Origin of the sequence: Nonomuraea sp. NPDC049141, assembly GCF_040648415.1 — a bacterium.
GTDB lineage: Bacteria > Actinomycetota > Actinomycetes > Streptosporangiales > Streptosporangiaceae > Nonomuraea.
The window spans coordinates 154780-178610 of the sequence record NZ_JBEZDR010000011.1 but is presented as its reverse complement, the minus strand read 5'-3'; the positions used below and the strand labels follow the sequence as shown (position 1 = coordinate 178610).

Sequence of the window (23831 nt, the reverse complement as noted above, 5' to 3'; positions counted from 1 at the left end):
TCCTCCTGAGTGCGGGCGGTGCCGTCGGGCCGGGTGGTGGCCAGGACTCCGGCGGTCCGGCGGCTGAGGAGATCGCGGACGCGCTGGTCGATCATGAGGCCCTCGTACGGTAGGCGATGTTGTGCCGGTCGAGGGCGGCGGCCAGGTCCGGGTCCGGGTCGATCAGGGCGACCGGGCGGCCGTCCTCCAGCACGACGTCGGCCGGATGGCCGGGGGCGAGCTGGGCCAGGAGGCGGCGCACGGCGTCGGCGACCAGTTCGGGCTTGAACAGCTTGCCAACCGTGGTCGTCGGCAGCGACTCGACGACGTGAACCGCCTTGGGGGCGGCGGCCGGCTCGGATGCCCGCTTGCCCGCCCAGGCCAGCAGGGTCGCCTCGGTGACCGGGCTGTTGACGGTCACGTAGGCGACGGGCACCTCGCCGGAGTGCGCATCCGGGCGGCCCACCACGGCCGCGCCCGACACCTGCGGGTGGGCCAGCAAGGATTCCTCGATAGGCCGGGGATCCAGGTTGTGACCACCGCGGATGATCAGGTCCTTGGCGCGGCCGGTCAGGTAGACGTAGCCGTCGGCGTCGACGTGGCCGAGGTCACCGGTGAGCAGCCAGCCGTCGAAGATCTTGCCGGTCGGGTCCGGACCGTCGGGTCCCAGATAGCCGGGGAAGACGGCGGGACCTCTGATGGCCAGCACGCCGGTCTGCCCGGGCGGGCAGTCGCCGGTGGGCCGGTCATCGGCGTCCATGGTGACGGCCTTGATGTGCTGGTACGGCAGCCGCAGTCCGACCGATCCGGCCCGGGGCGCGAAGGCGGGGGTGGCGGCGCTGGCGCAGGTGGCCTCGGTCAGCCCGTACCCCTCCAGCATGGGCACCTTGACCCGCTGCTCGAAGTCGGTGCGCACGCGGCCGGGCAGTGGGGCGGCGCCGACGGCGCCGGCGCGCAGGCTGGAGATGTCCACCCCGTCGGGCACCGGCGGCAGACTCGCGTAGACAGTCGGCACGGCCGAGAACGCGGTGACCCGGTAGCGCTCGATGATCCGCCAGAAGCCGGCCATGAGGGCCCGGTCGCGGTAGCCGAGCGGGCCAAGGCTGACCACCCCGGCGCCGTGCATGAACGGCGCCAACCCGGTCACGTGCACGGCGTTGACATGGAACAACGGCAACCCGGCCAGCGCCACCCCGTCACCGCCCGCGTAGGCGCCCGAGCAGCCGAGCACCCAGGCCATGTAGACCTCCATGGCGTGCGTGTGCGGGGCGATCTTGGGCGTGCCGGTGGTGCCGCCGGTGTGAAAGTACGCGGCCAGGTCCCCCGGCTCGGGCCGGTGGGAGGTGATCAGGCGGTCGCCGGGCTGTTCGGCGGCCAGCCGCTCGAAGTCGCCGCCCCGCATCGTCGCGGAGGCGTGAACGGCGTCGAGGGAGGCATTGCCACCCACGACCAGCAGCGCGCGCAGCCCCGGCAGCCCCCGGGCGACACGCAACGCCTTCTCCCACAGACCGGGCAGCATCGCCGACCCGGCCACCACCAGAATCTCGGCCCGGGTGAGGGTGAAGATGTCGATGATGTGCTGCTCGGCCAGCATCGGGTTGACCGGGTTGGCCACGCCGACGGCCTGGGCGCCGAGCAGGGCGGCGTAGGTGTGGCCGGAGTTGGGCAGCAGCAGGCCGATCGTTCCGCCCGGCATGAGGCCCAGACTGGTGTAGAGGTTGGCGGCCTGATGCACGCGGGTCAGCAGTTCGCCGTAGCTCCAGGTGGCATCCGCGCCTTCGCCCAGCAGGTGCAGCGCGGGCGCGTCCGGGGTCGCGGTGGCGGTGCGGGCCAGCAGCTCATAGGTGGAGGCGGGCAGGTCCCGCTCGGTCAGCGGCACCGCCTCCACCAGCGGTAGGTCCTCGGGGACCAGCACCAGCGGCCGGTTCCCGTCGGTGTGGTGGCTCATGTGCTGTGCGCTCCCGCCATCAGCGCGGCCAGGTCTTCGGGCTCGATGAACGACGGCGGCACCGGCGGCCCCCAGCTGTAGAGGATGCGCATGTCCTGGAACACCTCGGGCTTCCAGATCGCCTCGTCGACGACGCAGTCCAGGTCGCTGTAGTACTCGGAGAAGTTGCCGGCGGGGTCTTTGAGGTACCAGAAGAAGTTGGAGCCGATGTGGTGCCGTCCGAGCCCCCACACGTGCCGTTCGGGATGCCCTTCCAGCATGCGGTGAGCGCCGCGGCCGATCTCGTCGACGTCCTCGACCTCCCAGGAGGTGTGGTGCAGGTACGGCACCGGCGCGGGCTGGACCAGCACGTTGTGGTGGTCGATCGAGCAGCGCAGGAAGGCGGCGATGCCGGGCACCTCGTCGCTCACCTTGAACCCGATGCCGTCGGTGAAGAAGCGCTGGCTGGCCTCCTGGTCGGTGGAGCCGAGCACCACGTGACCGAGCTTGCGGGGGCGTACCGGCTGCTCGCGCAGCACGCCGGGGGAGCGGGCGTCGACCCGGTCGGCGCGGCCGGGACCGTTGTAGACGGGGGCGGGCTCGGCCGGGCGGGTGATCCGGTCGGCGATCGACACCTGGACGCGGACCTTGGTGCCGGGGTCGCTCACCCGGCCTTCGGCGTCCAGGGCCAGGTCCAGCCGGGCCAGGCTCGCGCCGATGCGGGCCATGTCGTCGGGGTCGTCCACGCCGACGCCCAGTTCGACCAGGCGGCGGGTGGGGGCGTGCACGAGCCGCAGTTGCTCGCCGCCGTCGGCGGTGGCGAAGGTGTGCTCGCCGGTCGGCCGCAGGCCGAAGTCGGCGTAGTAGGCGGCGGTATCGGCGACGTTGGGGACGCCGATGGTGATGCGGGTCAGGCGGTGCAACGCCATGTCAGGCTCCCGTGAACGTGGTGCGCAGGGTTCCGATGCCCTCGATCGTGGAGTGCAGGCGCTCGCCCGGGGCCAGGAAGCGGGCCGGGGTGCGGGTGCCGCCGATGCCGCCGGGGGTGCCGGTGAAGATCACGTCGCCCGGCAGCAGCGGAGTCACCGCCGACAACTTCTCGATCAGCTCCGGCACCGGGAAGATCATCTGGCTGGTACGGGCGTGCTGCATGCGCTCGCTGTCCAGGAGACAGGAGATCTCCAGGTCGCCGGGGTTCGCGAACTCGTCCGGGGTGACCAGCCACGGCCCCATCGGCCCGAAGCCCGGGAAGGATTTGCCGAGGGAGAACTGCTGCGGCTGCGGCGGCGACAGTTGCGTGATGCGCTCGGACAGGTCCTGCCCGACCGTCAGCCCGGCGACGTGGTCCCAGGCGTCGGCCGCGGCCACCCGGTGGGCGTGTCGGCCGATCACCACGACCAGTTCCACCTCCCAGTCGGTCAGCCCGCCCTCCGGCAGCGCGACCACGGCGTCCTGGCCCGTCAGGCAGGAGACGAACTTGGTGAACACCGGCGGCCTCACCCCCGGCTCGATGTCCGACTCCTCGGCGTGGTCGCGGTAGTTCACCCCGATCGCGAACACCTGGCGCGGCGCCGGCGCGGGCGCCTCCAGGTCGGACTCGTCGAACGGGACGGGCGCGGCGTCGGTGCTCCAGGAACGCAGCTCGTCCCAGCGCTCGAACAGGGCCTGCGGGTCGGCCGGGAAGCGGCCGCCGCCGGCCTTCTCGATGTCGACCGCGCCGTCACCGGTCAGGAGCACGGCCCGGCCGGCGAGGTTGGCAACACGCATGGGCTTCCCTTCGTCATCAGTTTGCTACGCCGATTTAACGAAGGGCCCGCCGCCTGCCGCTTGTGCCGCGGGCCCAAATTCTCGCCGGAGCTTGGGCTCTGGGCGGGCTCGATCGGGCTCAGCGCGGAGTGCGGGCGATCTCCAGCGCCAGCCGAAGCTCCAGCAGGTCCTCCGGCAGCGGACGGCCGAGCAGGCCCTCGGCCTGCTTGACCCGGTACCCCACGGTGTTGCGCGAGACGTGCAACATCTCGCCCGCCCGTTGCGGACTGCGGCCCGAGGCCAGGTACACACGCAACGTCTCGCGCAGCTCAGCCCGCCGCGCGTCAGCGCCGGCCAGCCCGCCCAGCATCTCCTCGGCGAACCACTGCGCCCGCTCCCCGCTCGCCGCCAGCAGCGACCGGACCCGGATGCCGGCATGACGGCACAACCGGCTCTCCGCCAGAAACGCCTGAGCCTCCCTGGCGCCCAGATGGCTGCGCCGGAACCCGGCCACCCCGTACGCGACCGGGCCGACGGCCAGCCGCAGCCCCATCGGCACCTCGACGTCCGCGCTGGGGGCAGAACCCGAGAGCCGTCCCGTCCACGCCCACACATCCGACGGGCCCTCCTGCACCGTCAGCACGCCGTGGCCGTCCATCGCCCGCGCCGCCTCCGCCGCGAAGCGCCGCAACACCTCGGCCGGAGTGTCGAGTTCGTCGGCGACGACCACGAACGCCACGTGGTGGCGGGCCAGCTCGTAGCCCAGCGTGCGCTCGGCCGCCTCCTGGTCGATCCGCCGCCCCGCCACGATGTCGTCCACAATGCGGTGCCGCGCCGCCTCGGTGCTGGCCTGCCAGCGGTCTCGCTCGGCGATGTACTCCTCGGCCATCCGGCTGGCATGCGTGTCGGCGTAGGAGAACAACAGCTCGCTGACCCGGTGGCTCTCCGTCGTGCGCGCCGGCTCGGGTTCGGCGTCGATGGCGTCCATCAGCCGCTGGTGCAGGCAGGCGTGTCCGATCCGTACGCCGCGTAGAACCAGGTCCAGCGGCACCCCACGGTGTACGAGATCCGCGTTGCCCTCCACCGCCTCCACCGGCACGAACTCCGGCGAGGGACGGGTGTCCTGGCACAGCCCGGTCAGCGCCGTCAGCACGCTCGCCTCCACCGAGCGCCGCAACGTCTCGAACGGCGTGCGCCCGCCGCCATAGGCGGGCACTTGCCGGATGACCTCCTGTGTCATCCACACGGCCGTCTCCACCGCCCACTCCGTCGGCCCGTTGCCCAGCGTCTGACGGGCGAAGGCCAAGGTGGCGGGGGTTGCCGCAGGGGGATGTCCGCCGCCCTGAGCCCGCAGGCCCAGCAGCCATTGGCACCGCATGTCACTCACGTGGCCAGTCCTAGCACGAAAGGCCCCGCAGGCGGTGGACGGGCTGGCGCAGCGCCCCGCCGCCTCCAAGCGATGGGCACGACACCGCGCTCTGTTCCTCGAACCCGGCGACGTCGCGTCATGACGGGACTGGGTGACGGCGTGCCGGCCGTACCTCGACGAAGAGAGCCGCTGGTTTGACCTTGACGCTGCGTCAACTTCTAGCATCGGGGCCATGTCGATCACTGTTCTTGACACCTATTCCGCCATGCGGCGGATCCTGCTGGCCCCGGTCGCGGACCGCGTTGACCTGCTGCGTTCGATGCTGGAGGCCAACAGGGGCATGTACCGCTACAACCCCGGCGAGGTCGACCTGGTCGCCGTGCACCTCGAAACGTCCGGGTTCCCCATCGACCGCGACGAGGGGCGCTGCCTCGACGCGCTCGAAACCCTGGCGGCGGCCGGGGCCTGGGAGCGGATGCAACGCGCCCTCGACAACGCTCTCGCCGTACTGCTGGAGGCGACGCCGGGGCTGGAGGCCCCGGACATCACCGTGCTGTTCGTCCTCGGCGATCCGGGTGACGAGCACTTCATGGGTCCCTGCAAAGGATTGACCGGGTTCGGCGGCATCTCGGGCCACATCGCCATCACATTCTGGCCCTTCCCCGAGAACGTGGAGCGGCTGGAAGCCACCGCCGTGCACGAACTGCACCACAACCTGCGGTGGAGTCCGGGCGGGGTTGTGTGGGACCCGATGACCGTCACGGTCGGCGATCACATCGTCGGCGAGGGCCTGGCCGACGCCTTCGCCCGACAGCTCTACGGCGACGAGCTCGGCCCCGCCCGCATCGGCGTGCCGCACCTGCACGACGACGAGGTCTTCAGCAAGGTACTCACCGGGCTCGACGTGACAGGCATGCAGAACTTCACCGCCTGGGTGCACGGCGACCCCAGCGCCGAGCGCTTCGGCCTCACCCCGGTGGGACTGCCGATGGGCGCCGGGTACGCCGCGGGCAACCGGCTGGTCGACACCTACCTGGCGGAAACCGGGCAGACGGCGGCGCAGGCCCTGCACGCCGACAGCTCGGAGATCATCGCAACCACGCTCCGCCGCGGGTAACACTGGAACGATGGAGTGGACGATCCAGGAACTCGCGACGAGGGCCGGCATCACCAGCCGCACCCTGCGGCACTACGACCGCTTCGGACTCTTGGCCCCGTCCCGGGTCGGCGAGAACGGGTACCGCTACTACAACGCCACCGCGGTCGCCCGGCTCCAGCGGATCCTGCTGATGCGCCGGCTCGGCATGGGCTTGCCGGCCATCGCCGAGGTCCTGGCCGACGAAGTGGACACGGGCGACGGGCTCCGCGCCCACATCGCCGCACTGGAAGAGGAACGAGACCGCATCGAACGGCAGATCCGGTCTGTACGTCACACGCTCGAGGCCCTGCAGGCGGGGGCGGAACCGCGGATGGACGTCATGTTGGCGGGGTTCAACGACCACTACAAGGACGAGGTGATCTCACGCTGGGGCGAGCGGGCGTTCCAAGTGAGCAACGACTGGTGGCACGGCAAGACCCTTGACCAGCAGCTCGCCTGGAAGCAGGACGTCGAGGACCTCGTCGCCGCATGGGTGGCCGCGGCGAAGGCCGGGGTTTGCCCGACATCGGAACACGCTCAGTCACTGGCCGCCCGGCACGTCCGGTGGCTGAGCCAGATCCCGGGCACCCCCACGGCCGAGGGCGACCGGGAGTGCTCGATCTCGATGGTGAAAGGCCTGGGGGACATGTACGTAGACGACCCCCGCTTCGCCGGCATGTACGACGATGCCGCGGGGGCGAGGTTCGTCCGCGACGTGCTGCACGCGTACGCGCGGACCCGGATGTAGCTCGTAGAGGAGGCGGTCGAGCGCTACGACTTCCGAACCGCAAGGCGATGGCGCCGTCGCCGTGCCTGACCACATCGAGCAGGTGATGTCGCGGCAACGGGAGGCCTTCGTGGAGACGGTGCTGGAGCTGCTGCCGTTGCCCAGCACCGAAGACGACGGCGATCTGGAATGGCGGGTGGAACTCCTGGCGGCAGGACAGAGGTCACTTGCCGGCCTGCCGCTCGCGCAGGTACCAGGCTGCGATCGAGTATGGCGGTGCCGCGGCCTGGGAGCGGGCGGCATGCTCGACGATCGCGTCCTGCATGAAGCGCAAGTCGGCGGGTCGGGGGTATGTGGCGTAGATCGGCTGGAGCATCGCGGTGCCGAGGTCGGTGAAGACGCCAGCGTCGGTAAAGATACCTTTGTGGGTCAGATAGGTCAGCAGTCCGCGCCGGTCGGCAATGCCCAGGGAGGAGTGCAGGGCAATCGCTTCCCACACCCGGTCGACGTCCGCCGCGGCGATGCCGTGCTCGGTCAGCACGGATGCCGCCAGATCGGCGCCTTCCACCTCGAACCGGGCCTGGCCGGCCGCGAGGGTGCCCAGCCCCAGATCGTGCATCACGCAGGCGGCGAAGAGCAGGTTCTCGTCGTAAGCCGCGTCGTTCAGGCAGCCTTCCTGCTCGGCCAGCAGGCGGGCGAACAGGAAGCTGCGGATGCTGTGATCGGCGATCGGCGTGCTCTCCGACTTATGTACGAGGGCGAGGCTCGCGTCGGCCAGCAGTCCCGTGGGCAGGGCGAGGATGTCATTCATGCCCCGACCGTATGAGCGCGGAACAAGAACGAGAAGCGGCCCGAGTGCCTTGCATCGCCAGGATCGGGTCATGCCTTCGACGAATTGACTCCGAACTCCCATAGCTCCGGCGAGCCGCCACTCGGTTGATCAGTGGGTACGGCGCTGAGGTGCCAGAACCTCTGTGACCTCGGCGACGACCCGCAGGTCGGGTTCGGCTACGAGGGTGGCGGGCAGGCCACGGCGAACATGGGCGAGCAGACGGCCAGGGTGGCGGGCTCGATCTTCAACCTGCCGGACAAGATGGTCGGCATCTGGCACGCGGCCTTCTCCGGCGAGGAACGCGACCCCGAGGGCCCGGTGGGCATGGTCGGCGCGGGCCGCTTGGGCGGCGAGATCCTGGCCTCCGACTTGTCCAACGAGGAGAAGATCGCCACCTTCGTCGGCCTGCTGGCCGGTTTCAACCTGGCGATCGGCATGTTCAACCTGATCCCGCTGCTGCCGCTCGACGGCGGGCACATCGCGGGCGGCCTCTGGGAGGGACTCAAGCGGGCCTACGCCAAGGTCATGCGGCGGCCGAAGCCCAAGTACGTCGACGTCGCCAAGGTGCTGCCGCTGACGTACGCGGCGGCGCTGGCGATGATGATCATGGCAGGCCTGCTCGTCTACGCCGACCTGGTCAGCCCGCTCACACTGACGAACTGACGTTCTCGTGAGTAGATGATTGCCCACTTTCCGCTTCTAGCCCGGCTCGCAATGCCGACTGTTCGACGACAGGGCGGCCTGTCGCGAGTTCGGCAACGTACTTGTAGGCCCCCACTCGGGTCCGTGTCACCGCACCACAAACCCGGACGGGTGCACCGCGGACCGTCAGCCCCGACCTGGGCGGGCCCGACTCGAGGGCACCGGCTGGCTTCGCCGGCGACCTACCCGTCTCAGCGGAGATGACCGTGCAGGAACGTGTGGATGCCCGCGGCGACTGTCTCGGTAAGCTCTTCGGCGGACAGAGCAGCGTGATGCGCCGGCAATTCGGCTGAGATCAGCAGCAGCAGGTGCAGTGCCGCGCGGTCGGGGTCGTCGATGCGCAGCAGTCCCCGGTCGGCCAGCTGTCGCAGGTGACCGGCCAGCTCTCGGCGGACACGCCGTGGCCCGGTCTCCTGCCAGGCGTCGATCGCTTCCTGAGGGATGTGGCCCGCTTCGGCGTTGATCTGTCCGACCATGGAGAAGTGGGCGGCGCTGTCGGGCATTGGCGTCGCCCAGTCCCGTCCGAACTCGATGAGGTCGGCCTCCAGGTCGGTGACCTTGCGCAGGTGGCGGTCGATGATGGCGATCTGGACGTCGGCCGCCCGCGTGGCGCTCTCCTGAATCACGGCCAGGAACAACTCGGCCTTGTCGGTGAAGTGGTTGTAGATGGTCCGGGTCGACACACCAGCCTCAGCCGAGATCGCGTCGATGCTGGCGCGCGTGTAGCCGTCGCGGGCGAACACCGTCAGGGCGCCGTCCAGGATCGCCTGCCGCTTGCCGACCAGTCCTCCGCGAGGGCGAGGCGTCGTGGTGTTTTCCCTGGTCATCCCAGATCCTCCAACATATTTACAACAATCGTTTTACTTTTTGCCATACACGTTGTACTTTACCTCGTGCCGCGGCCCCGCGACACACCATGAGGAGAAATACGCATGATCAGGATCGCCATCGTCATCGGCAGCACCCGCCCCCGTCGCCGGAGCGCCGTCGCGGCCCGCTGGGTCGCCGAGGTCGCCGCCCGCCACCTCGCCGTCACCTCCGGAGAAGCGACCTTCGAGATCGTCGACCTGGCCGAATACGGACTGTCGGTGCTGGATGAGCCCGTGCCCGCGCTGTTCGGCGACTACCAACACGCGCACACCCACCAATGGGCCCAAACCATCGCCTCCTTCGACGGGTTCGTCTTCGTCACTCCCGAGTACAACCACTCGGCCCCGGCCGCGCTGAAGAACGCCATCGACTTCCTGTACGGCGAGTGGAGCAACAAGGCAGCCGGCTTCGTCAGCCACGGCGTGCACGGCGGCGTGCGTGCCGTAGAGCACCTGCGGCAGGTCATGACCGAGCTCCAGGTCGCCAATGTGCGCACCCAGGTCGCTCTGTCGGCCTTCACCGATTTCGAGATCACCGATCCGGCCGAGCCCGGCGCGATCGCCCCCGGCCCACACCAGGAGCCGACCCTGAACGAGCTGCTCGATGAGGTCATCGCCTGGTCGGACGCCCTGAAGAAGCTCCGCGAGACAGCAGGCCCGGCAGTGGCGGCGTGAGCATGCGATACCGGCTGCTGGGCCGTACCGGACTGCGGGTCTCCGAGGTCTTCCTCGGCGCGATGACGTTCGGCGAGGAGCAGATCGGCGCCTCGCCGCAGGAGGCCCGCCGCATCTTCGACCTGTACGGCGAGGCTGGCGGAAACCTCATCGACACCGCGAACTTCTACTCCGAAGGGCGGAGCGAGACCATCCTGGGCGAACTGCTGGCGGGCCGTCGCGACCGGTTCGTCGTGGCCAGCAAGTACACCGTCTCCCGCGACGGCGGCGACCCCAACGCCGCAGGCAACCACCGCAAGAACCTCACCCTGTCCCTGGAGGCCAGCCTGCGGCGACTGGGCACCGACTACCTCGACCTGTACTGGGTCCACCTGTGGGACAGGCACACGCCGATCGAGGAGACCATGCGGGCGCTGGACGACGCCGTGCGTGCCGGGAAGATCCTCTACGTCGGCATGTCCGACGCCCCGGCTTGGGTCGTCTCTCACGCCAACACGCTGGCCGAGTGGCGCGGCTGGACCTCGTTCGCGGCCATCCAAGCCCCATACAGCCTGCTCAACCGCGACATCGAACGCGAACTGCTGCCCATGGCCCAGACGTTCGGACTGACGGTCGCCGCCTGGGGACCGCTCGCCCACGGCGTCCTGTCCGGCAAGTTCAGCTCTGCGGCGGGGCCACAACAGGCCACGCGGATCAGCCCGCGCTCACTTGGAGCCCGAGAGCACGCCGTCGCCCAGGCAGTGCGGGGGGTTGCCGACGAGATCGGGGCCTCCTCCGCGCAGGTGTCCATCGCCTGGACCCGTGCACGCTCGCGGGCCGTACACCCGATCCTGGGCGCCAGAACCGCCGAGCAGCTCAAGGACACGCTCGGCGCCCTGGACCTCACCCTGCCCCAGCACACGGTGCGACGCCTGGAGGCGGCCACCGACTTCACGCTCGGCTTCCCCGGAGATTTCCTCGCCCAGGCCGACCCGGCGGTATTCGGCGAGTCCGCTGCCAGGCTCGACGGAAGACGCCTCCCATGAGCGTGGTGGTCACCCACCGACGTCAGAGCCGTCCCGCTGTAACCCTGGCCGCGGTGCTGCTGGGCTTCCTCACCTTGCCGATGCTGATGTCCGGCACGACCGTCGCGCCGTCGCAAGACGGGCGTTCATGCGAGCATCCGGCGTACCTGCTCATGCGAGATCCCGGCGCTCGTACCGATCTTGCGCAGGCCCCACCCCTCACCCCGCGCGTCCGCCATCGCCACCATCAGCGCCGCACCGGTCACCTTGTCCAGCATCGCAGTGCCAACGGATGTGACGCTGAACCCGGTTCGCCGTTCCACTCCTACTGGCAGGCCAGCACCTGACCGCGCCCCGGCTGTGGCTGTCTTCAGGGGGTGTCATGTGTCGTGGCGTGCCAACTTGACCAAGGCGAGGAAAGCCACGAAGACCACGGTGAACAGGTTGATGGTCATCATCGTCTCGTTGAGCGCGTGCGCGTTCCAGACTGCTCCGGTCGCATCCGTGATGTCGTCGCCCGAGGCGGCCACGAAATAGGGGATGGTGCTGAGCCCAAGCCCCGCGTAGACGAGAACCGACTGCAGCGACGGTTCGAGCCTGGAGCTTCGCACGGGTGCCTGGCGACGGGCCAGGTACAGGGCGAAGATCTGGAAGAACAGGTAGGTGACCAGCCACCAGCCGAGGTAGTTGGTGTAGGGGACGCCGAACACGCCGCCGCTCCGCTCCCAGATCCACACGTGGTTGACTGTCGAGGCGATCGAGTCGCTGCCGAGGTCGAACATCGTCATGATGGCTGCTGCGGTCATGGGCAGGGCGACTACGTTGACGCGGTGCCCGGTGCCCGCCCGCCAGGAAAGCCGGGTGTCCGCCTCGTCGAGCAGGACGTTGGCCACCTGCCAGCACAGGTAGCCCAAGCCGAAGTAGACGGGGCCGATGAAGATCGGCACATCGATCAGCTTCGGGCTACCGGTGTAGTGATAGTGGCCGAAGGGGAAGCCCGTGGAAATGCTGAGATTCTCGAAGAAGTTGCTCACCACGAAGGTCACGGCAAAGAAGAGCAGCAGCGCCTTCGCACCGTAGCGACGCACGCCGTAGATGAACGCCATGGGAATCGACAGCAGCAGAACGAACATGTAGGGCGCCGACCCTGAAAGCGGTGCCATCAGGGCCACAACGAGCGCGGCGGCCGTCAGCACCCAGGTGATCACTCTCCAACCGTCGAGTCCCGACCGGCGTGGTAGCCCGCCATGGGTGCCGGTGGCAGTGGTGTCCGAGCCTGTCCTGGCGGCGCCGAGAGGCGCGGGGCGGCCGACTGCCGGTGCTTTCCGTTCGTGAGTGGAGTCGGTAGTGGTCATTGCGGAACTCCATGGTTGGGTGAGTCCCCCCGGCAGCGCCGGCGCCCGGGCAAAGATCAACCTTCAGTCAGGCTGACGTGCGCACTGCGCACCTCGGTCGGCCGTGTCGCGGGGGGACGGTCAGCGGGAGGTGAGGGGGGTTTCGGACTCAACGCGGGTGAGCTTTTCGGGGTTGCGGACGTAGTAGAGACCGGTGACGCGGGCGTTCTCCACGCGGAAGGCCAGAACGCCGTCGATCTCGCCGTCCAGGCGCAGGATGAGTGCGGGGTTGCCGTTGACCGTCGTGAGCTCACTGGTGAAGGTGCCGCCGGCTTTGACGATGCTGGCGGCCATGTAACGGAGGACCTTGTCATCGCCGACGACCGGCCGCAGGGCCGCAAGCCTGAGTCCGCCGCCGTCGCTGACGAAAACAACGTCCGGGGCGAGTACGCTCAGCAGCCCCTGCAGGTCCCCGGTCACGAGCGCGTTCTGGAACGAACTCAACGCTGCACGGGCTTCTTCCGGGGAAGCCGGTGTGCGCGGCCGGCGGGCGTCGACGTGCCGGCGGGCGCGGTAGGCGAGCTGGCGTGCGGCGGCGGGGCTCTTGCCGATCGCGGCCGCGATGTCGTCGTAGCCGATGTCGAAGACCTCGTGCAGCACGAAGACGGCGCGTTCGGTCGGTGAGAGGGTTTCGAGGATGAACATGAGTGCCAGCGACAGGTTCTCGGCCAGTTCGACGTCCTCGGCCACGTCCGGCGCGGTGAGCAGGGGCTCGGGCAGCCAGGGGCCGACGTAGGCCTCCTTGCGCCGTTTGAGGGTGCGTAGCCGGTTGAGTGCCTGCCGGGTCGTGATCCGTACCAGGTAGGCGCGTTGGTCCTGCACCTGCGTCAGGTCGACCTTGACCCACCGTAGCCAGGCCTCCTGGAGGACGTCCTCGGCGTCCGCCGCCGATCCGAGCATCTCGTAGGCGACGGTGAACAGCAGGTCGCGATGGGCCACGAAGGCCTCGGTCGCGGGGTCGGCGGGGTGGTCGTTCATGTCGTGCGCTTCGCTCTCTCGCGGTCGGCCCCATATGCCGGAAGCAGGCCGTGGAAATGTACCCAGGCTGAAGCCGGGTTGTCGGCAGCAGCCTCCCCACTGATCTGGTGGGAATGGCGCCCCGGCCGCGGCATACGAGACTGCGGCGTTGTGTGCTTGGGCCGGACCAGTCGGTCCGGCCGAAGGAGGGGGCTTGGCGGCTATGCCGCGCGTCCGGTGTTGGACGGCGTCGTGCGGTGATCAGGCTGAGGCGTTTCAGCTGCGCGGGAACTGGCCTTGCGTGCCCCGGACGCCAACTGGTTGAGGGGGAACCGGCAGGCGAACTCCTTGACCTTGGCACCGAGCCGCCCGCTGATGTGGAGCGCGTTCGCCCTGTCGTTCAGGTAGGAGAACTGGGTGACGCCCTCGTTCCGGCCGAGGCTGATGCACTGCCCGGCGAACATCAACCGGACGGGAGCGGGTGTTCTCCCCGCGATCCGGCGCAGGATTGTGGCCGCGGCCCCTGCGCCCAGTTGTACGGCGGCCTGGCAGCTCATCCGAAATGGCCGGTCCGTCATCGCCGCCGCGTCCCCAGCAGCGACGATGCGCACGTCGTCCACACTGGTCAGCGTCGCGTCGGTGAGCAGGCGGCCTTCGGTGTCGGTGCGCAGCCCACTGCGGGCGGCCAGGTCCGGAACCCGGAACCCCGCGGTCCAGATCGTCACCGCGCTGGGCAGCCCGCGGCCGTCGTCGAGCCGTAGGGCGTCGCGTGTCACTTCCGTCACCCGCGCGCGGGGACCTTCGATGACGGTCACACCCAGCTCGGCGAGCCGGCGGGCGACCGGGCGGCGGCCCCGGGCATGCAGGTAGGGACCGAGCACGTTGCCGCAGACCAGGGTGACCTCGCGACCCAGTTCGGCCAGCTCGGCGGCGGTCTCTATGCCGGTCGGGCCGGCTCCGACCACGGTCACCGGAGCCGTCGCGGGCGCCGCGGCGAGCGCCGACCGCAGTCGTCGCGCCCCCTCGAGGTCCGACACCGAATGAGCGAACTCTGCCGCTCCGGGCACGCCGGGATCGGCGGCGCCGCTGCCCACCGCGTAGATGAGGTAGTCGTATGAGAGCGTGCCACCGCCCGCCAGCGACACCCGGCGCTCGGCAGCGTCGATCCGGGTCGCGGCGTCGACCATCAGCCGGACGTTCCCGCCCAGAACCTCACCGAAGCCCTCGACCGCGTCATCGGAGCCGGTCACGAGCTGGTGCAGGCGGATCCGCTCGACGAAGTCGGGACGTCGATTGACCAGGGTCACCGAGACACCATCGCGCCGAGCCAGGCGATTGGCCGCCATCACGCCCCCGTACCCGCCGCCGACCACGACCACCTCGACGTTCCCGTTCATCATGTCTCCCTCGTGTTGTGGACTCGGCATAGAGACACCAGCCGCGCATCCGGCGTAACGGCCCGCGGGTGAGACGTAGCGCACATCGGACGCGGCGGGTTCAGCGGGTGACCCGGGCCTGGCGGTACCGGCTACGGAAGGTGGCTGGTGTGGTGCCGGTGCGCTGGATGAAGTATTTGACGAAGTTGCTGGTGTCGAGGAAGCCGAGGCGGGTCCCGATGCCCGCGACGGGTTCGTCGCCGTGGGCGAGGAGGCGTTTGACCTCCAGCACGACGCGACGGTCGATGAACTCCTTGGCGCCGACGCCGGCCGCGGCGAGCGCGGCCCGGGTCAAGGTGCGCGGCGAGTATCCGAGGAGGCGTGCGTAGTGTCCGACGTCGCGGGCCCGGGTGAAGTCGGTCTCGACGGCGGCGCGGAAGCGCTGGAAGGTTTCCGCGTGCTCGGCGGGCAGGGTGCCCACGGGTGCGGTCAAGTGGGTCAGGCGCAGCAGGAGCACGGCGAGCAGTCGCTGGAGGATGGCGGAGCGGGTGGGGGCCGGCATGTGGGTGGTGCCGTATTCGTGGGCGAGGTGGTCGAGGGCCCGGTGCAGGGCGGGGGCGTCCTCTCCGGTGATCTGCCACAGGGTGCGTCCGAAGGGGTCGTCGAGGCGGACGTCGGTGGCGGTGGCGGGGTCGAGGAAGTCGGGCTGGAACAGCACCAGAGTGCCGTTCGCCGCGCTGAGGTCGCCGAAGCGCTGTACCTGGCCGGGGCGGACCCACAGCCAGGTGCTGTCGGTGACGGCGTAGTCGGCGAAGTCGACCATGTGCCACAGCAGCCCCTGTTCCACCGTGAGGAGCAGGTGGAAGTCCGGGCGCTGTGCGCCGCCGGCGCCCTCGGTTTCCCGGGCGCCGTCCGCCCCGCCGTGGCGATGCATGCGGCGGCGCAGTTCGGCGATCGGCATCACTTCGACACCGACCGCGCCGGCCGCCGGCGGCACGTACTGGATCTCCGGAATCGATGCTTGTCCGTTTTTCACCACGATGAGTCCTCACCGTACCTGGGCGGAACCGTTCGCGGCTCCTATCGTTGACATCAGTCGAGAGCATAAGCGGCGGCAAGGACGTCGAAGATCTCGGCCGATGTCGATGACTGACTTCTACCAATCTAAGGAGGCCTCGAATGGCAGACCGCATTCGTCTGACGTACGCGTTCGACGCCTACTGCGGCTGGTGCTACGGCTTGGGCCCGGCGCTGCGGCAGTTCGCTGACGGCAACGCGGACCGTATCGAGCTGCGGGTGTTGTCCGGGGGGCTCTTCTCCGGCCCGCGCGCCCTGCCCGTGGCGGCGTACCCGCACATCCCGGACGCCACCCAGCGTATCGCCGCCGCCACCGGGGTCACCTTCGGTGAGGGCTATCACCACGCCGTGGCCAAGGGGACCTTGGTGCTGGACTCCACCGACGCCGCCGTCGGCCTGGTCGCGCTGAGCCGTCAGGCTCCCGGACGTACTCTCGAACTGGCGAGCGCCCTCCAGCGCGCCTGGTGCGTCGACGGCCACAGCCTCTCCGACCTCGACGTGTACCGGTCCATCGCCGCCGGGCACGGCCTCGACGTCAGTGCCGTCATCGAAGCCTTCCTCGACCCGGCCACCCGCACCGAAGCCGAAAGCGGCTTCCGGGAACTGCGCCGGCTCGGCGTCGACGCCTACCCGACCCTGCTCCTGCACACCCCCACCGGCAACCACCGGCTCGGCGGACCGATCTCCAGCGCCCTCCAGCTCGCTGAGGCCCTGGACCGGCACCTGGCCCCCGCCTCCGCCTGACCACCACGTCAATTCACGAAGGAAACACTGCCATGACGAACATCGCTGTCTTCGGCGCCAACGGCACCATCGGCTCCGCCATCGTCCGCGAGGCCCTCGACCGCGGCCACACCGTCACCGCCGTCGTCCGTGACCCCGCCAAGGTCACCGAACACCACGCGAACCTGGCCGTCACCACCGGCGACGTCCTCGACGCCCCGTCGATCGCCGCCGCCGTGAAGGGCCACGACGTCGTCGTCAGCGCTGTCGGCGGCGGTGACGGCCCCGGCCACATCGCCACCATCAAGCCTGCCGCCGTCGCCCTCACCGAAGTACTGCGGACCCTCGGTGAGCAGGCACCCCGCCTGATCACCGTCGGCGGCGCCGGGTCCCTGCGCACCCCCGACGGCAAGCAGGTGTGGGACGCCCCGGGCCTGCCCGACTTCCTGCTGCAGATCATGCACGCCCACGGCGACGCCCTCGACTACTACCGGACCGTCAACGACGTCGACTGGACCAGCATCAGCCCCTCGGCCACGATCGAGCCCGGCACCCGCACCGGCAGCTACCGCACCGCCCTGGACGACCTCATCACCGACGACGACGGCAACAGCGCCATCAGTGTGGAGGACTACGCGGTCGCCCTCCTCGACGAGATCGAGCAGCCCAGCCACCGCCGGCAGCGCTTCACCGTCGGCTACTGACCGACAGGCGCACGGGCTTTTCGGCCCGCCACTTTCCGTGGGAAGTGGCGGGCTTCCCACAGCGTCGCCCTGCGATCAGCGATCGGTATCGCTCCTCGCACTGCCTGGATCGACACATCGACAAGCAGAACACGGCCCCGGCCGTGCGCCCGGCCGCAGCCGTTCGCCGCAAGCCCCGCAGTCCGGCGTCCTCGGACACCAGGCCAGCCTAGGGCTCGCCTGGGTCGCCGTCTGACCGAGGACCTGCGTCATCCATGGGAGAAACCGGCCGCGCGGGGTCGGCTCATTCCCGCCCGCGTCCGGCGCGGGTTTCGAAACCTGCGTCCCGCGCTTGCCCAGCCGGCCGATGAACCCAAATCCTCCAAGCCCGGCCCCGGACGCCCACCCGGCATCCCCAACTGCCGGCCCGCACCCCGCTACGACGTCGGCAAAACCGTCAAACGCGGCCGCACCCTCGCAGCACTACAACAATCCGGAGGATGGCGGGATCTTTTGTGTGCAGGTTGGCGTCGGGGTCACGCCCCTGCCGCATCCGCGATAATCGACGCATGCGCTTCCAGATCCTCGGGCCCACGATCGCGCTGGGCGAGGATGGCGAGCCCGTCGCGCTCGGCGGCCCCCGGGGGCGGGCCCTGCTCACGCTGCTCGCCCTGCATGCCGGGCGCATCGTGGGTGCGGAGCAGCTGGCGGCGGGCATGTACGGCGCTCGTCCCCCAGAGGGCGTGGCCAACGCGCTGCAGTCGCAGGTGTCCAGGCTGCGCCGATCGCTGGGCAGGGACCTGGTGGAGTTCCACCCGGCCGGCTACCGGCTGATCGCCGACCCGCAGGACGTGGACGTGCGGCGATTTGAGCAGCTCGCGCGGGCAGGCGGGCAGGCGCTGGCCGGCGGCGACCCGGGCCGGGCGGCCACGCTGCTGCGGGAGGCGCTGAAGCTATGGCGGGGCGCTCCGCTGGTCGACGCCCCGCACGCCGAGGCCGCCGCGACGGCGCTGGAGGAGCAGTGGCTGGCCGCCGTCGAGGACCGCGTGCAGGCCGATCTGGACCTGGGCCGGCATCGGGAGCTGGTCGCCGAGCTGAGCCGGCTCATCGCCGCTCACCCCCTGCAGGAGCGGCTGCGGGCACAGCTCATGCGCGCTCTCTACGGCAGCGGCCGCCAAGCCGAAGCGCTGACCGTCTACGACGAGGCCAGGAAGATCCTGGACGAGGAGCTCGGCGTCAAGCCGGGTCCCGAACTGGCCGCCGCGCACCTGGCCGTGCTGCGGGCCGACCCGGCGTTGGGCACGTCCGCGCCACGCACGGCCGTTGAACGGCACGGGCTGCGGGCGCAGCTCACCAGCTTCGTCGGCCGCGCCGAGGAGCTCGCCCAGGTCGGCGCGAGCCTGCGGGTCGCCAGGCTGATCACGTTGATCGGACCGGGCGGCGCGGGCAAGACCCGGCTCGCGATCGAGGCGGCCGAGCAGGAGCCGGGGGACGTCTGCTTCGTGCCGCTCGCGCCGGTCTCCGACGTCGCGGACGTGCCCAGGGCCGTGCTGGCCGCACTCGGCATCCGCGACGCCCTGCGCACACCGCCGGCGGGACCGGTCGTGGAGCCGGTCGCGCGACTGGTCACCGCGCTCGCCGACCGCGAGCTGCTGCTGGTGCTGGACAACTGCGAACACCTCATCGCGGCCACCGCTGAGCTGGCCGACGTGCTGCTGGCCGCCTGCCAGGGGCTGCGGGTGCTGGCGACCGGCCGGGAGGCTCTGGGCATCACCGGCGAGGCGATTCTGCCCGTGGCGCCGCTGCGGCTGCCGCCGCCCGAGGCGGTCTACCCGCTGAACTACCCGGCCGTCCGGCTGTTCGCCGACCGGGCCGCGGCCGTTCATCCGGGCTTTGCCGTGGACAAGGGCAACGCTGCGCAGGTCGTGCGCATCTGCCGGTCGCTGGACGGGCTGCCGCTGGCCATCGAGCTGGCGGCGGCGCGGCTGCGTACGCTGTCGGTGTCCGACGTGGCGGCGCGGCTGGACGACCGGTTCCGGTTGCTGACGCGCGGCAGTCGTACGGCGCTGCCCCGGCACCAGACGTTGCGCGCGGTCGTCGCGTGGAGCTGGGACCTGCTGGACGAGGACGAGCAGCGGATGGCCAGGCGGCTGACCGTGTTCGTGGGCGGCGCGCGGCCCGAGGCGGCCGAGCTGGTGTGCGGTCTGCCGGAGGAGGTGCTGTTCTCGCTGGCGGAGAAGTCGCTGGTGGAGTTCGTGGGCGGGCGTTACCGGATGCTGGAGACCATCCAGGCGTTCTGCGCGGAGCGGCTGGTCGAGTCCGGCGAGGTGGAGGCGATGCGTGACGCGCATGCCGCGTACTACCTGGACCTGGTCGTCGCGGCCGACGCGCGGCTGCGCACCTGCGAGCAGCTGGAGTGGCTGGCCAGGCTGGACGAGGAGAGCGACGACCTCAGCGCGGCCGTGCGCTGGGCGACCCAGTCGGGGCAGCTGGAGACGGCGCTGCGGCTGCTGGCGCACAGCGCCTGCTACTGGTGGATGCGCGGCAACCGCACCGCCACCGCCGGTCTGGCCGACGCGCTGCTGACCATGCTGGGCTCACACCGGTTCGACGGCATGGAGGAGGAGTACGTCATGTGCGTGCTCGTCACTGCCTGGGCCGGCGAGATCGACGACGAGCTCCGTGCCCACCTGCAGGAGGTCCGCGAGCTGCTTCCGCTGACCTACGTGCCACAGCGCGTCGAGTTCCTGATGATGCTGCTGTCGATGTTCACGGGACCGCCCGGCGACTTCATGGAGGCCTACGGAGAGGTCATGCGGAAGTCCGCCAGTCTTTCCCCCTGGCAGGCGGCGCTGGCCATGGCCGGCTGGGCGTTCGTGCTCGACGTGCTCGGCGACGTGGAGCAGGCCCTGACCCATTTCGAACGGAGCCTGGCCGCGTTCAAGGCCATTGGCGAGCGCTGGGGCACCGTGCTGGTGCTGTCCGGACTTGGCTCTCTGCACCAGAAGCAGGGCGACCACCGCAAGGCCCACACCCTGGCCGGTGAAGCGCTGGCGACGGCACGCGAGCTGGGCGCCGGGACGGAGATCGCCGAGGCGCTGTGCCGGCGGGGCGACGCCCTGCTGAGCCTGGGCGATCCGGCGGGCGCGGGGGCCGACTACCAGCTGGCCACCGAGCTGTCGCGCAGATACGGCTCCATGGAGACGATGGCTTGGGCATATCTCGGTATGGGAGAGGTGGAGCTGTCACGCGGCGACCCGGCGGAGGCGCGCGCCCTCCTCGCCCGGGCCCGTGACGAGTGCCCCGCGGAGTGGTACAGCACCGAGGACACCCGCACGCGCATTGACGCCGCGCTGACCGAGATCAGCCGGATGGCCGGCGAACGGTAGGCGCACGGCGGTACGCCTGCCGGAAACCTGTCGTTGCAGGCACGATCAGTGAGTACCACCACGCCGATTAACCGTAGTTCAGGGCGGCTCGCGCACGGCGTCCGACCGCAAGTCCGACACGGTATGCCGCCGGTCAGTGCGCGGTAGGTGAGTGGTAAGCGCCTGACCCCAAGCTCCGTGCATGACTGATTTCGCGAAACCAGCACATCACGCCACGCCGCCGCCTGCCGTACAGAAGCTGCGGCTGTGGAAGCGCCCCTGGGTCGTGCCGCTGATGCTGGTGGTGCTCGGCTTCCTCGCGTTCTCCATTCCGCCCTATACCTCGCTCGATCCGGCCTTGTCTCGCGTGCCGCCGCCAGAAGGCTTTCCGCTCTACTATCCCTTCCTGGCCGCGCATGTGATGTTCTCCTCGGTGGCGTTACTGACCTGCGGCTTGCAGGTCTGGCCGTGGTTCCGGGAGCGTCACCCGGTCGCGCACCGCAGGATCGGACGCGTGTACATCTTCGGTGGGGTTATACCGGGCGGTCTCGCCGGCTTCGTCGTGGGCGCGAGCACCCCGTACGGCGATGGCGCGCGAGTCAGCAACATGCTGCTCGCGACGCTGTGGACCCTGTTCACCGTCACCGGATTTCGCATGGCCCGCCAGCACAGGTACGCCGATCACCGTCGGTGGATGCTGCGCAGCTTCGCGCTGACCGCCTCGATCATCACCAACCGCATCTGGGGCCTGGTGATGTTCCTCATTCTCCTGCCCGAGTTCGAGACGACCTACGGCGGGGACATGCAGGAGGTGATCAAGGCATCCGCCGGCGTGACGACCTGGCTCGGCTGGACCGTCCCCCTGCTGATCGTGGAATGGTGGCTGGTGGAGCGCGGTCGCGCCCGGCGCCGCGCCGGCGCCGGGCGGCGCTCTGGGCCGGCGGATCCGCCGATGGACGCCGCAGCGGCGATGGCCTCGGACAAGGTCTCGGCAGGAGACACTCAGGCACCGTAGGAGACGAACTGGCGCACTGGCTGTTCCAGCGCTATTCGACTGGTTCTTCGGTATCTACAAGGATGTGGCCGCGAAGATCGCGTCCACACCGTCGGCCCGTTTTCGTCGGCGGCTCTCAGCTCACCGTGGTCCTCCCAGCGCGGATGCCCCGGTGGCGGGCTCTTGGCCGGCGCGATGATCTGAGAGCGTTCGGCCTGCGCGAGACGCGGCTTGCGGCCCGGTCCCGGCAGATCGGTCGACCAGACTATTTCGGTGGCACCCGTGGGTCACCCGCTACATGCGCAGCGGGCTCGGCTACGAGTTCAGCGCCCGCGACGCAGGGTGTCGGCTCCGAGTTGGAGGCGCAGTGGCGGCTCGGGGGCTGCGGCCATCTCCACGATGGAGCGGGCGGCCTTGGCGTGGTTGAGCCCCGTGGCCGCTTCACGCGTGGTGCCGGCGGTGGCCGCGTAGTCGTCGATCAGGTCGGTGCCGGCGTTGTTGGCCAGGACGTCGATGCGTCCGAACCGTTCGACTGCTGCGTCGACAGCCGCGTGGATGCTCTCGGGGCCGGTCAAGTTCAATGGCACGGTCAGCAGCGCGTCACCGGCGTCGGGGAACTGCTCGCGGACGGTCGTACAGTTGCCGGCACCTGATGTCCTGCCGCGAGCGCCGCGCGTGATTCCAGGCCGAATCCACGAGACGATCTTGTGATAATCCAAACACTTACCGTTTTCTCCTGGGTTTTAGACGGTGTGTGAGTCGTAGAACGCCCGGTTCTGGGCGACGAAGCTCTCGACATCGAGGGGGTCGGTGCCGCCGATCTTCTTCACGAGGTCGTTCGTGCCGGCGAAGATGCCGTTGCGGTAGTCGACCGCGACGGCGAGAAGGTGCTGGATCATGTGGGGCGATGTGCCGCGCTTCTCCAGGATGGCGGCGAATTCGTCGAGGTCGATGGGCACGTAGGTCACCTGACGGCCGAGCGCCTTCGACATCTTCTCGGCGATCTCGTAGTGGTTGAGCTCCACCGGCCCGTAGAGGGGGTAGATCTTGCCGGCGTGTGGGGCGGGGTCCTCCAGGATGGCCACGATCACCCTTGCCTGATCACTGGCAGCGATCGGGGCGTGCCGTCCGTCGGCGAAGGGAAACCGCAGCTCGCCACTTCCGTCCCACATGTTGATCAGCCACTGGGCGAAGAAGGTGGGACGGATGTGGGTGACGGCCACCGGGAAGCGGTCCAGAATACGCTCGGCGACCCAGTGCTGGCGTGCTGCGTTGCTGGCGGATTCACGGCGAGCGGAGATCTGCGACATGTTCACGATCGCCTGCACCCCGTTCTCCTCCGCCGCCACGGCCACGTTTGCCGTGGCGTCCATCAGGCCGGGAAAGTTCGGGTACGTGAAGTACAGGGCATCGATCCCCTTCGCCGCCTCCGTCAGGGAGTTGAGGTCCTGGACATCGCCTTCCACGATCTGCGCCCCGAGGCCGGCAAGCCTCGCGGAGCGCTCGTCGACTCGGCGGACGAGCGCGCGGACGTGGTGGCCGCGCTGAAGCAGTAGTTCGGCGGTGTGGCCACCGGTCTTGCCGGTCGCCCCGATCACCAGAAGATTGCGTTCCATGATGATTTTCCGTTTCTGGAGAAGTGCCGGTGCGGGGGAGTGAGCCCTTTGAGTAGGCCCCGCACCGGCTTAGGGCGTGTCCTGTAGGTCGGCACGCAGCCATAACACGATGGCGGCGATGATGATTTCTGAGCGGTAGTAGGTGACGCGTTTGGCGTAGCGGGTGGCGATTGCGCGGAACTGTTTGAGTCGGTTGAAGCAGCGCTCGACGACGTTGCGGCCGGTGTAGCGCTCGGGATCGAAGGCGGGTGGGCGTCCGCCGCGGGAGCCCTTGGCTTTGCGGCGGGCGATCTGGTCGCTGCGTTCCGGGCTGGTGAACGCGATCCCGCGAGCTCAACAATCGACCGGCTCCGCTGATCGACATCCACGCCGTTTGAACAGAGTCCCGATTTCACCCACCTCGCCAGACCACGCGGGGTTACACCGAGTGACCGGCCTCGAACGTCGAAACGATGCCGCCGACCGCAGATCGGCAGGTCCGATCGGTCCGAGCGTCGATGCCGTTCCCATTCCCGGCTTCCTAGCGTCGTGTGCGCATAACGCTAGGCTGACCGGCAAAAGAGACACTCATTCATGCGATCACGAAGACCACGCGCGATCCTCGCTGCCGCGTTCTTTGCGGCGGTGACCGCGGTGGTGCTCACCAGACGTTACCGGCCGGCGCTCAAGACGACG

Annotated in this window: 22 protein-coding genes and 1 pseudogene; 9 read left to right on the top strand and 14 right to left on the bottom strand. The window is 69.6% G+C overall.

From position 1 onward, the window contains the following. Positions 1–91: 91 nt before the first annotated feature. From AB0B91_RS31940 to AB0B91_RS31925, 4 genes are all read right to left on the bottom strand, one after another. Entirely contained in the window at positions 92–1927 is a 1836-nt protein-coding gene (locus AB0B91_RS31940; RefSeq protein ID WP_358327391.1) for an acyl-CoA synthetase, read from the bottom strand. Beyond that, the gene (locus AB0B91_RS31935; RefSeq protein ID WP_358327389.1) at positions 1924–2835 is read right to left on the bottom strand and encodes a VOC family protein; all 912 of its coding nucleotides are present in this window, start codon (positions 2833–2835) and stop codon (positions 1924–1926) included. The genes AB0B91_RS31940 and AB0B91_RS31935 overlap by 4 nt, the downstream gene beginning before the upstream one ends. Before the next feature lies 1 nt (position 2836). Further along, entirely contained in the window at positions 2837–3673 is an 837-nt protein-coding gene (locus tag AB0B91_RS31930; protein ID WP_358327387.1) for a fumarylacetoacetate hydrolase family protein, read from the bottom strand. A 118-nt stretch (positions 3674–3791) separates the two neighbouring features. Then, positions 3792–5030 (bottom strand): helix-turn-helix domain-containing protein, encoded by a 1239-nt coding sequence (locus AB0B91_RS31925; protein ID WP_358327889.1) that lies wholly within the window; start codon positions 5028–5030, stop codon positions 3792–3794. Positions 5031–5253: 223 nt separating this feature from the next. Here AB0B91_RS31925 and AB0B91_RS31920 point away from each other — a divergent pair, with 223 nt between their 5' ends. Beyond that, a complete protein-coding gene (locus tag AB0B91_RS31920) occupies positions 5254–6138 on the top strand; it encodes a DUF2268 domain-containing putative Zn-dependent protease (RefSeq protein WP_358327385.1) in 885 nt (294 codons plus the stop codon). A gap of 10 nt (positions 6139–6148) precedes the next feature. Further along, on the top strand, positions 6149–6907 hold the full coding sequence (locus tag AB0B91_RS31915; protein WP_358327384.1) for a MerR family transcriptional regulator: 759 nt from the start codon (positions 6149–6151) through the stop codon (positions 6905–6907). Positions 6908–7109: 202 nt separating this feature from the next. On the opposite strand, the gene AB0B91_RS31910 is transcribed toward AB0B91_RS31915, so the two are convergent. Continuing rightward, a complete protein-coding gene (locus tag AB0B91_RS31910) occupies positions 7110–7697 on the bottom strand; it encodes an HD domain-containing protein (RefSeq protein WP_358327382.1) in 588 nt (195 codons plus the stop codon). A 132-nt stretch (positions 7698–7829) separates the two neighbouring features. Here AB0B91_RS31910 and AB0B91_RS31905 point away from each other — a divergent pair, with 132 nt between their 5' ends. Continuing rightward, positions 7830–8381 (top strand): site-2 protease family protein, encoded by a 552-nt coding sequence (locus AB0B91_RS31905; protein ID WP_358327380.1) that lies wholly within the window; start codon positions 7830–7832, stop codon positions 8379–8381. A gap of 230 nt (positions 8382–8611) precedes the next feature. Here AB0B91_RS31905 and AB0B91_RS31900 read toward each other — a convergent pair whose 3' ends face one another. After that, a complete protein-coding gene (locus tag AB0B91_RS31900) occupies positions 8612–9247 on the bottom strand; it encodes a TetR/AcrR family transcriptional regulator (RefSeq protein WP_358327378.1) in 636 nt (211 codons plus the stop codon). 105 nt (positions 9248–9352) lie between these two features. Between AB0B91_RS31900 and AB0B91_RS31895 the strand changes: the two genes are divergently transcribed. After that, the gene (locus tag AB0B91_RS31895; protein ID WP_358327376.1) at positions 9353–9964 is read left to right on the top strand and encodes an NAD(P)H-dependent oxidoreductase; all 612 of its coding nucleotides are present in this window, start codon (positions 9353–9355) and stop codon (positions 9962–9964) included. 2 nt (positions 9965–9966) lie between these two features. Then, positions 9967–10989 carry an aldo/keto reductase gene (locus tag AB0B91_RS31890; RefSeq protein WP_358327887.1) on the top strand — a complete coding sequence of 341 codons (1023 nt, stop codon included), beginning with the start codon at positions 9967–9969 and terminating at the stop codon, positions 10987–10989. Positions 10990–11114: 125 nt separating this feature from the next. Here the strand turns inward: AB0B91_RS31890 and AB0B91_RS31885 are convergent, their stop codons facing one another. The 5 genes from AB0B91_RS31885 to AB0B91_RS31865 all read right to left on the bottom strand — a co-directional run bounded on the left by AB0B91_RS31885 (position 11115) and on the right by AB0B91_RS31865 (position 15734). Next, complete coding sequence (locus AB0B91_RS31885; protein WP_358327374.1) at positions 11115–11246, bottom strand: hypothetical protein; 132 nt, start codon at positions 11244–11246, stop codon at positions 11115–11117. A gap of 102 nt (positions 11247–11348) precedes the next feature. Beyond that, positions 11349–12176 (bottom strand): carotenoid biosynthesis protein, encoded by an 828-nt coding sequence (locus AB0B91_RS31880; protein ID WP_358327372.1) that lies wholly within the window; start codon positions 12174–12176, stop codon positions 11349–11351. Positions 12177–12443: 267 nt separating this feature from the next. After that, positions 12444–13340 carry an RNA polymerase sigma-70 factor gene (locus AB0B91_RS31875; RefSeq protein WP_358327370.1) on the bottom strand — a complete coding sequence of 299 codons (897 nt, stop codon included), beginning with the start codon at positions 13338–13340 and terminating at the stop codon, positions 12444–12446. Between the two features lie 200 nt (positions 13341–13540). Further along, positions 13541–14719: an FAD-dependent oxidoreductase gene (locus AB0B91_RS31870; RefSeq protein ID WP_358327368.1), complete on the bottom strand. Its 1179-nt coding sequence runs from the start codon at positions 14717–14719 to the stop codon at positions 13541–13543. A 97-nt stretch (positions 14720–14816) separates the two neighbouring features. Further along, positions 14817–15734, bottom strand: coding sequence for an AraC family transcriptional regulator (locus tag AB0B91_RS31865; protein WP_358327366.1), 918 nt, complete (start codon positions 15732–15734; stop codon positions 14817–14819). Between the two features lie 140 nt (positions 15735–15874). On the opposite strand from AB0B91_RS31865, the gene AB0B91_RS31860 reads away from it, so the two are divergent. From AB0B91_RS31860 to AB0B91_RS31845, 4 genes are all read left to right on the top strand, one after another. After that, a complete protein-coding gene (locus AB0B91_RS31860) occupies positions 15875–16516 on the top strand; it encodes a DsbA family protein (RefSeq protein ID WP_358327365.1) in 642 nt (213 codons plus the stop codon). A 32-nt stretch (positions 16517–16548) separates the two neighbouring features. Beyond that, positions 16549–17199 carry an NAD(P)H-binding protein gene (locus tag AB0B91_RS31855; protein ID WP_358327363.1) on the top strand — a complete coding sequence of 217 codons (651 nt, stop codon included), beginning with the start codon at positions 16549–16551 and terminating at the stop codon, positions 17197–17199. 548 nt (positions 17200–17747) lie between these two features. After that, positions 17748–20567, top strand: a complete 2820-nt coding sequence (locus AB0B91_RS31850; RefSeq protein WP_358327361.1) for a BTAD domain-containing putative transcriptional regulator — start codon at positions 17748–17750, stop codon at positions 20565–20567. A gap of 181 nt (positions 20568–20748) precedes the next feature. Then, positions 20749–21561, top strand: coding sequence for a DUF2306 domain-containing protein (locus tag AB0B91_RS31845; protein ID WP_358327359.1), 813 nt, complete (start codon positions 20749–20751; stop codon positions 21559–21561). Between the two features lie 302 nt (positions 21562–21863). Here AB0B91_RS31845 and AB0B91_RS31840 read toward each other — a convergent pair whose 3' ends face one another. The 3 genes and pseudogenes from AB0B91_RS31840 to AB0B91_RS31830 all read right to left on the bottom strand — a co-directional run. Beyond that, positions 21864–22259, bottom strand: coding sequence for an SDR family NAD(P)-dependent oxidoreductase (locus tag AB0B91_RS31840; RefSeq protein WP_358327357.1), 396 nt, complete (start codon positions 22257–22259; stop codon positions 21864–21866). A gap of 24 nt (positions 22260–22283) precedes the next feature. Beyond that, positions 22284–23156 (bottom strand): NmrA family NAD(P)-binding protein, encoded by an 873-nt coding sequence (locus AB0B91_RS31835; protein WP_358327355.1) that lies wholly within the window; start codon positions 23154–23156, stop codon positions 22284–22286. A gap of 69 nt (positions 23157–23225) precedes the next feature. Continuing rightward, positions 23226–23489 (bottom strand): annotated as a pseudogene (locus tag AB0B91_RS31830) (transposase); the annotation flags it as partial. Positions 23490–23831 lie beyond the last annotated feature (342 nt).

Bases quoted from the DNA above. Each gene is read 5' to 3' on its own strand.
- AB0B91_RS31915 (WP_358327384.1), top strand. From the start codon at position 6,149: ATGGAGTGGACGATCCAGGAACTCGCGACGAGGGCCGGCATCACCAGC.
- AB0B91_RS31850 (WP_358327361.1), top strand. From the start codon at position 17,748: ATGCGCTTCCAGATCCTCGGGCCCACGATCGCGCTGGGCGAGGATGGC.
- AB0B91_RS31885 (WP_358327374.1), bottom strand. From the start codon at position 11,246: ATGCTGGACAAGGTGACCGGTGCGGCGCTGATGGTGGCGATGGCGGAC.
- AB0B91_RS31895 (WP_358327376.1), top strand. From the start codon at position 9,353: ATGATCAGGATCGCCATCGTCATCGGCAGCACCCGCCCCCGTCGCCGG.
- AB0B91_RS31890 (WP_358327887.1), top strand. From the start codon at position 9,967: ATGCGATACCGGCTGCTGGGCCGTACCGGACTGCGGGTCTCCGAGGTC.
- AB0B91_RS31930 (WP_358327387.1), bottom strand. From the start codon at position 3,673: ATGCGTGTTGCCAACCTCGCCGGCCGGGCCGTGCTCCTGACCGGTGAC.
- AB0B91_RS31940 (WP_358327391.1), bottom strand. From the start codon at position 1,927: ATGAGCCACCACACCGACGGGAACCGGCCGCTGGTGCTGGTCCCCGAG.
- AB0B91_RS31870 (WP_358327368.1), bottom strand. From the start codon at position 14,719: ATGATGAACGGGAACGTCGAGGTGGTCGTGGTCGGCGGCGGGTACGGG.
- AB0B91_RS31920 (WP_358327385.1), top strand. From the start codon at position 5,254: ATGTCGATCACTGTTCTTGACACCTATTCCGCCATGCGGCGGATCCTG.
- AB0B91_RS31910 (WP_358327382.1), bottom strand. From the start codon at position 7,697: ATGAATGACATCCTCGCCCTGCCCACGGGACTGCTGGCCGACGCGAGC.
- AB0B91_RS31860 (WP_358327365.1), top strand. From the start codon at position 15,875: ATGGCAGACCGCATTCGTCTGACGTACGCGTTCGACGCCTACTGCGGC.
- AB0B91_RS31835 (WP_358327355.1), bottom strand. From the start codon at position 23,156: ATGGAACGCAATCTTCTGGTGATCGGGGCGACCGGCAAGACCGGTGGC.
- AB0B91_RS31925 (WP_358327889.1), bottom strand. From the start codon at position 5,030: ATGCGGTGCCAATGGCTGCTGGGCCTGCGGGCTCAGGGCGGCGGACAT.
- AB0B91_RS31845 (WP_358327359.1), top strand. From the start codon at position 20,749: ATGACTGATTTCGCGAAACCAGCACATCACGCCACGCCGCCGCCTGCC.
- AB0B91_RS31935 (WP_358327389.1), bottom strand. From the start codon at position 2,835: ATGGCGTTGCACCGCCTGACCCGCATCACCATCGGCGTCCCCAACGTC.
- AB0B91_RS31900 (WP_358327378.1), bottom strand. From the start codon at position 9,247: ATGACCAGGGAAAACACCACGACGCCTCGCCCTCGCGGAGGACTGGTC.
- AB0B91_RS31855 (WP_358327363.1), top strand. From the start codon at position 16,549: ATGACGAACATCGCTGTCTTCGGCGCCAACGGCACCATCGGCTCCGCC.
- AB0B91_RS31875 (WP_358327370.1), bottom strand. From the start codon at position 13,340: ATGAACGACCACCCCGCCGACCCCGCGACCGAGGCCTTCGTGGCCCAT.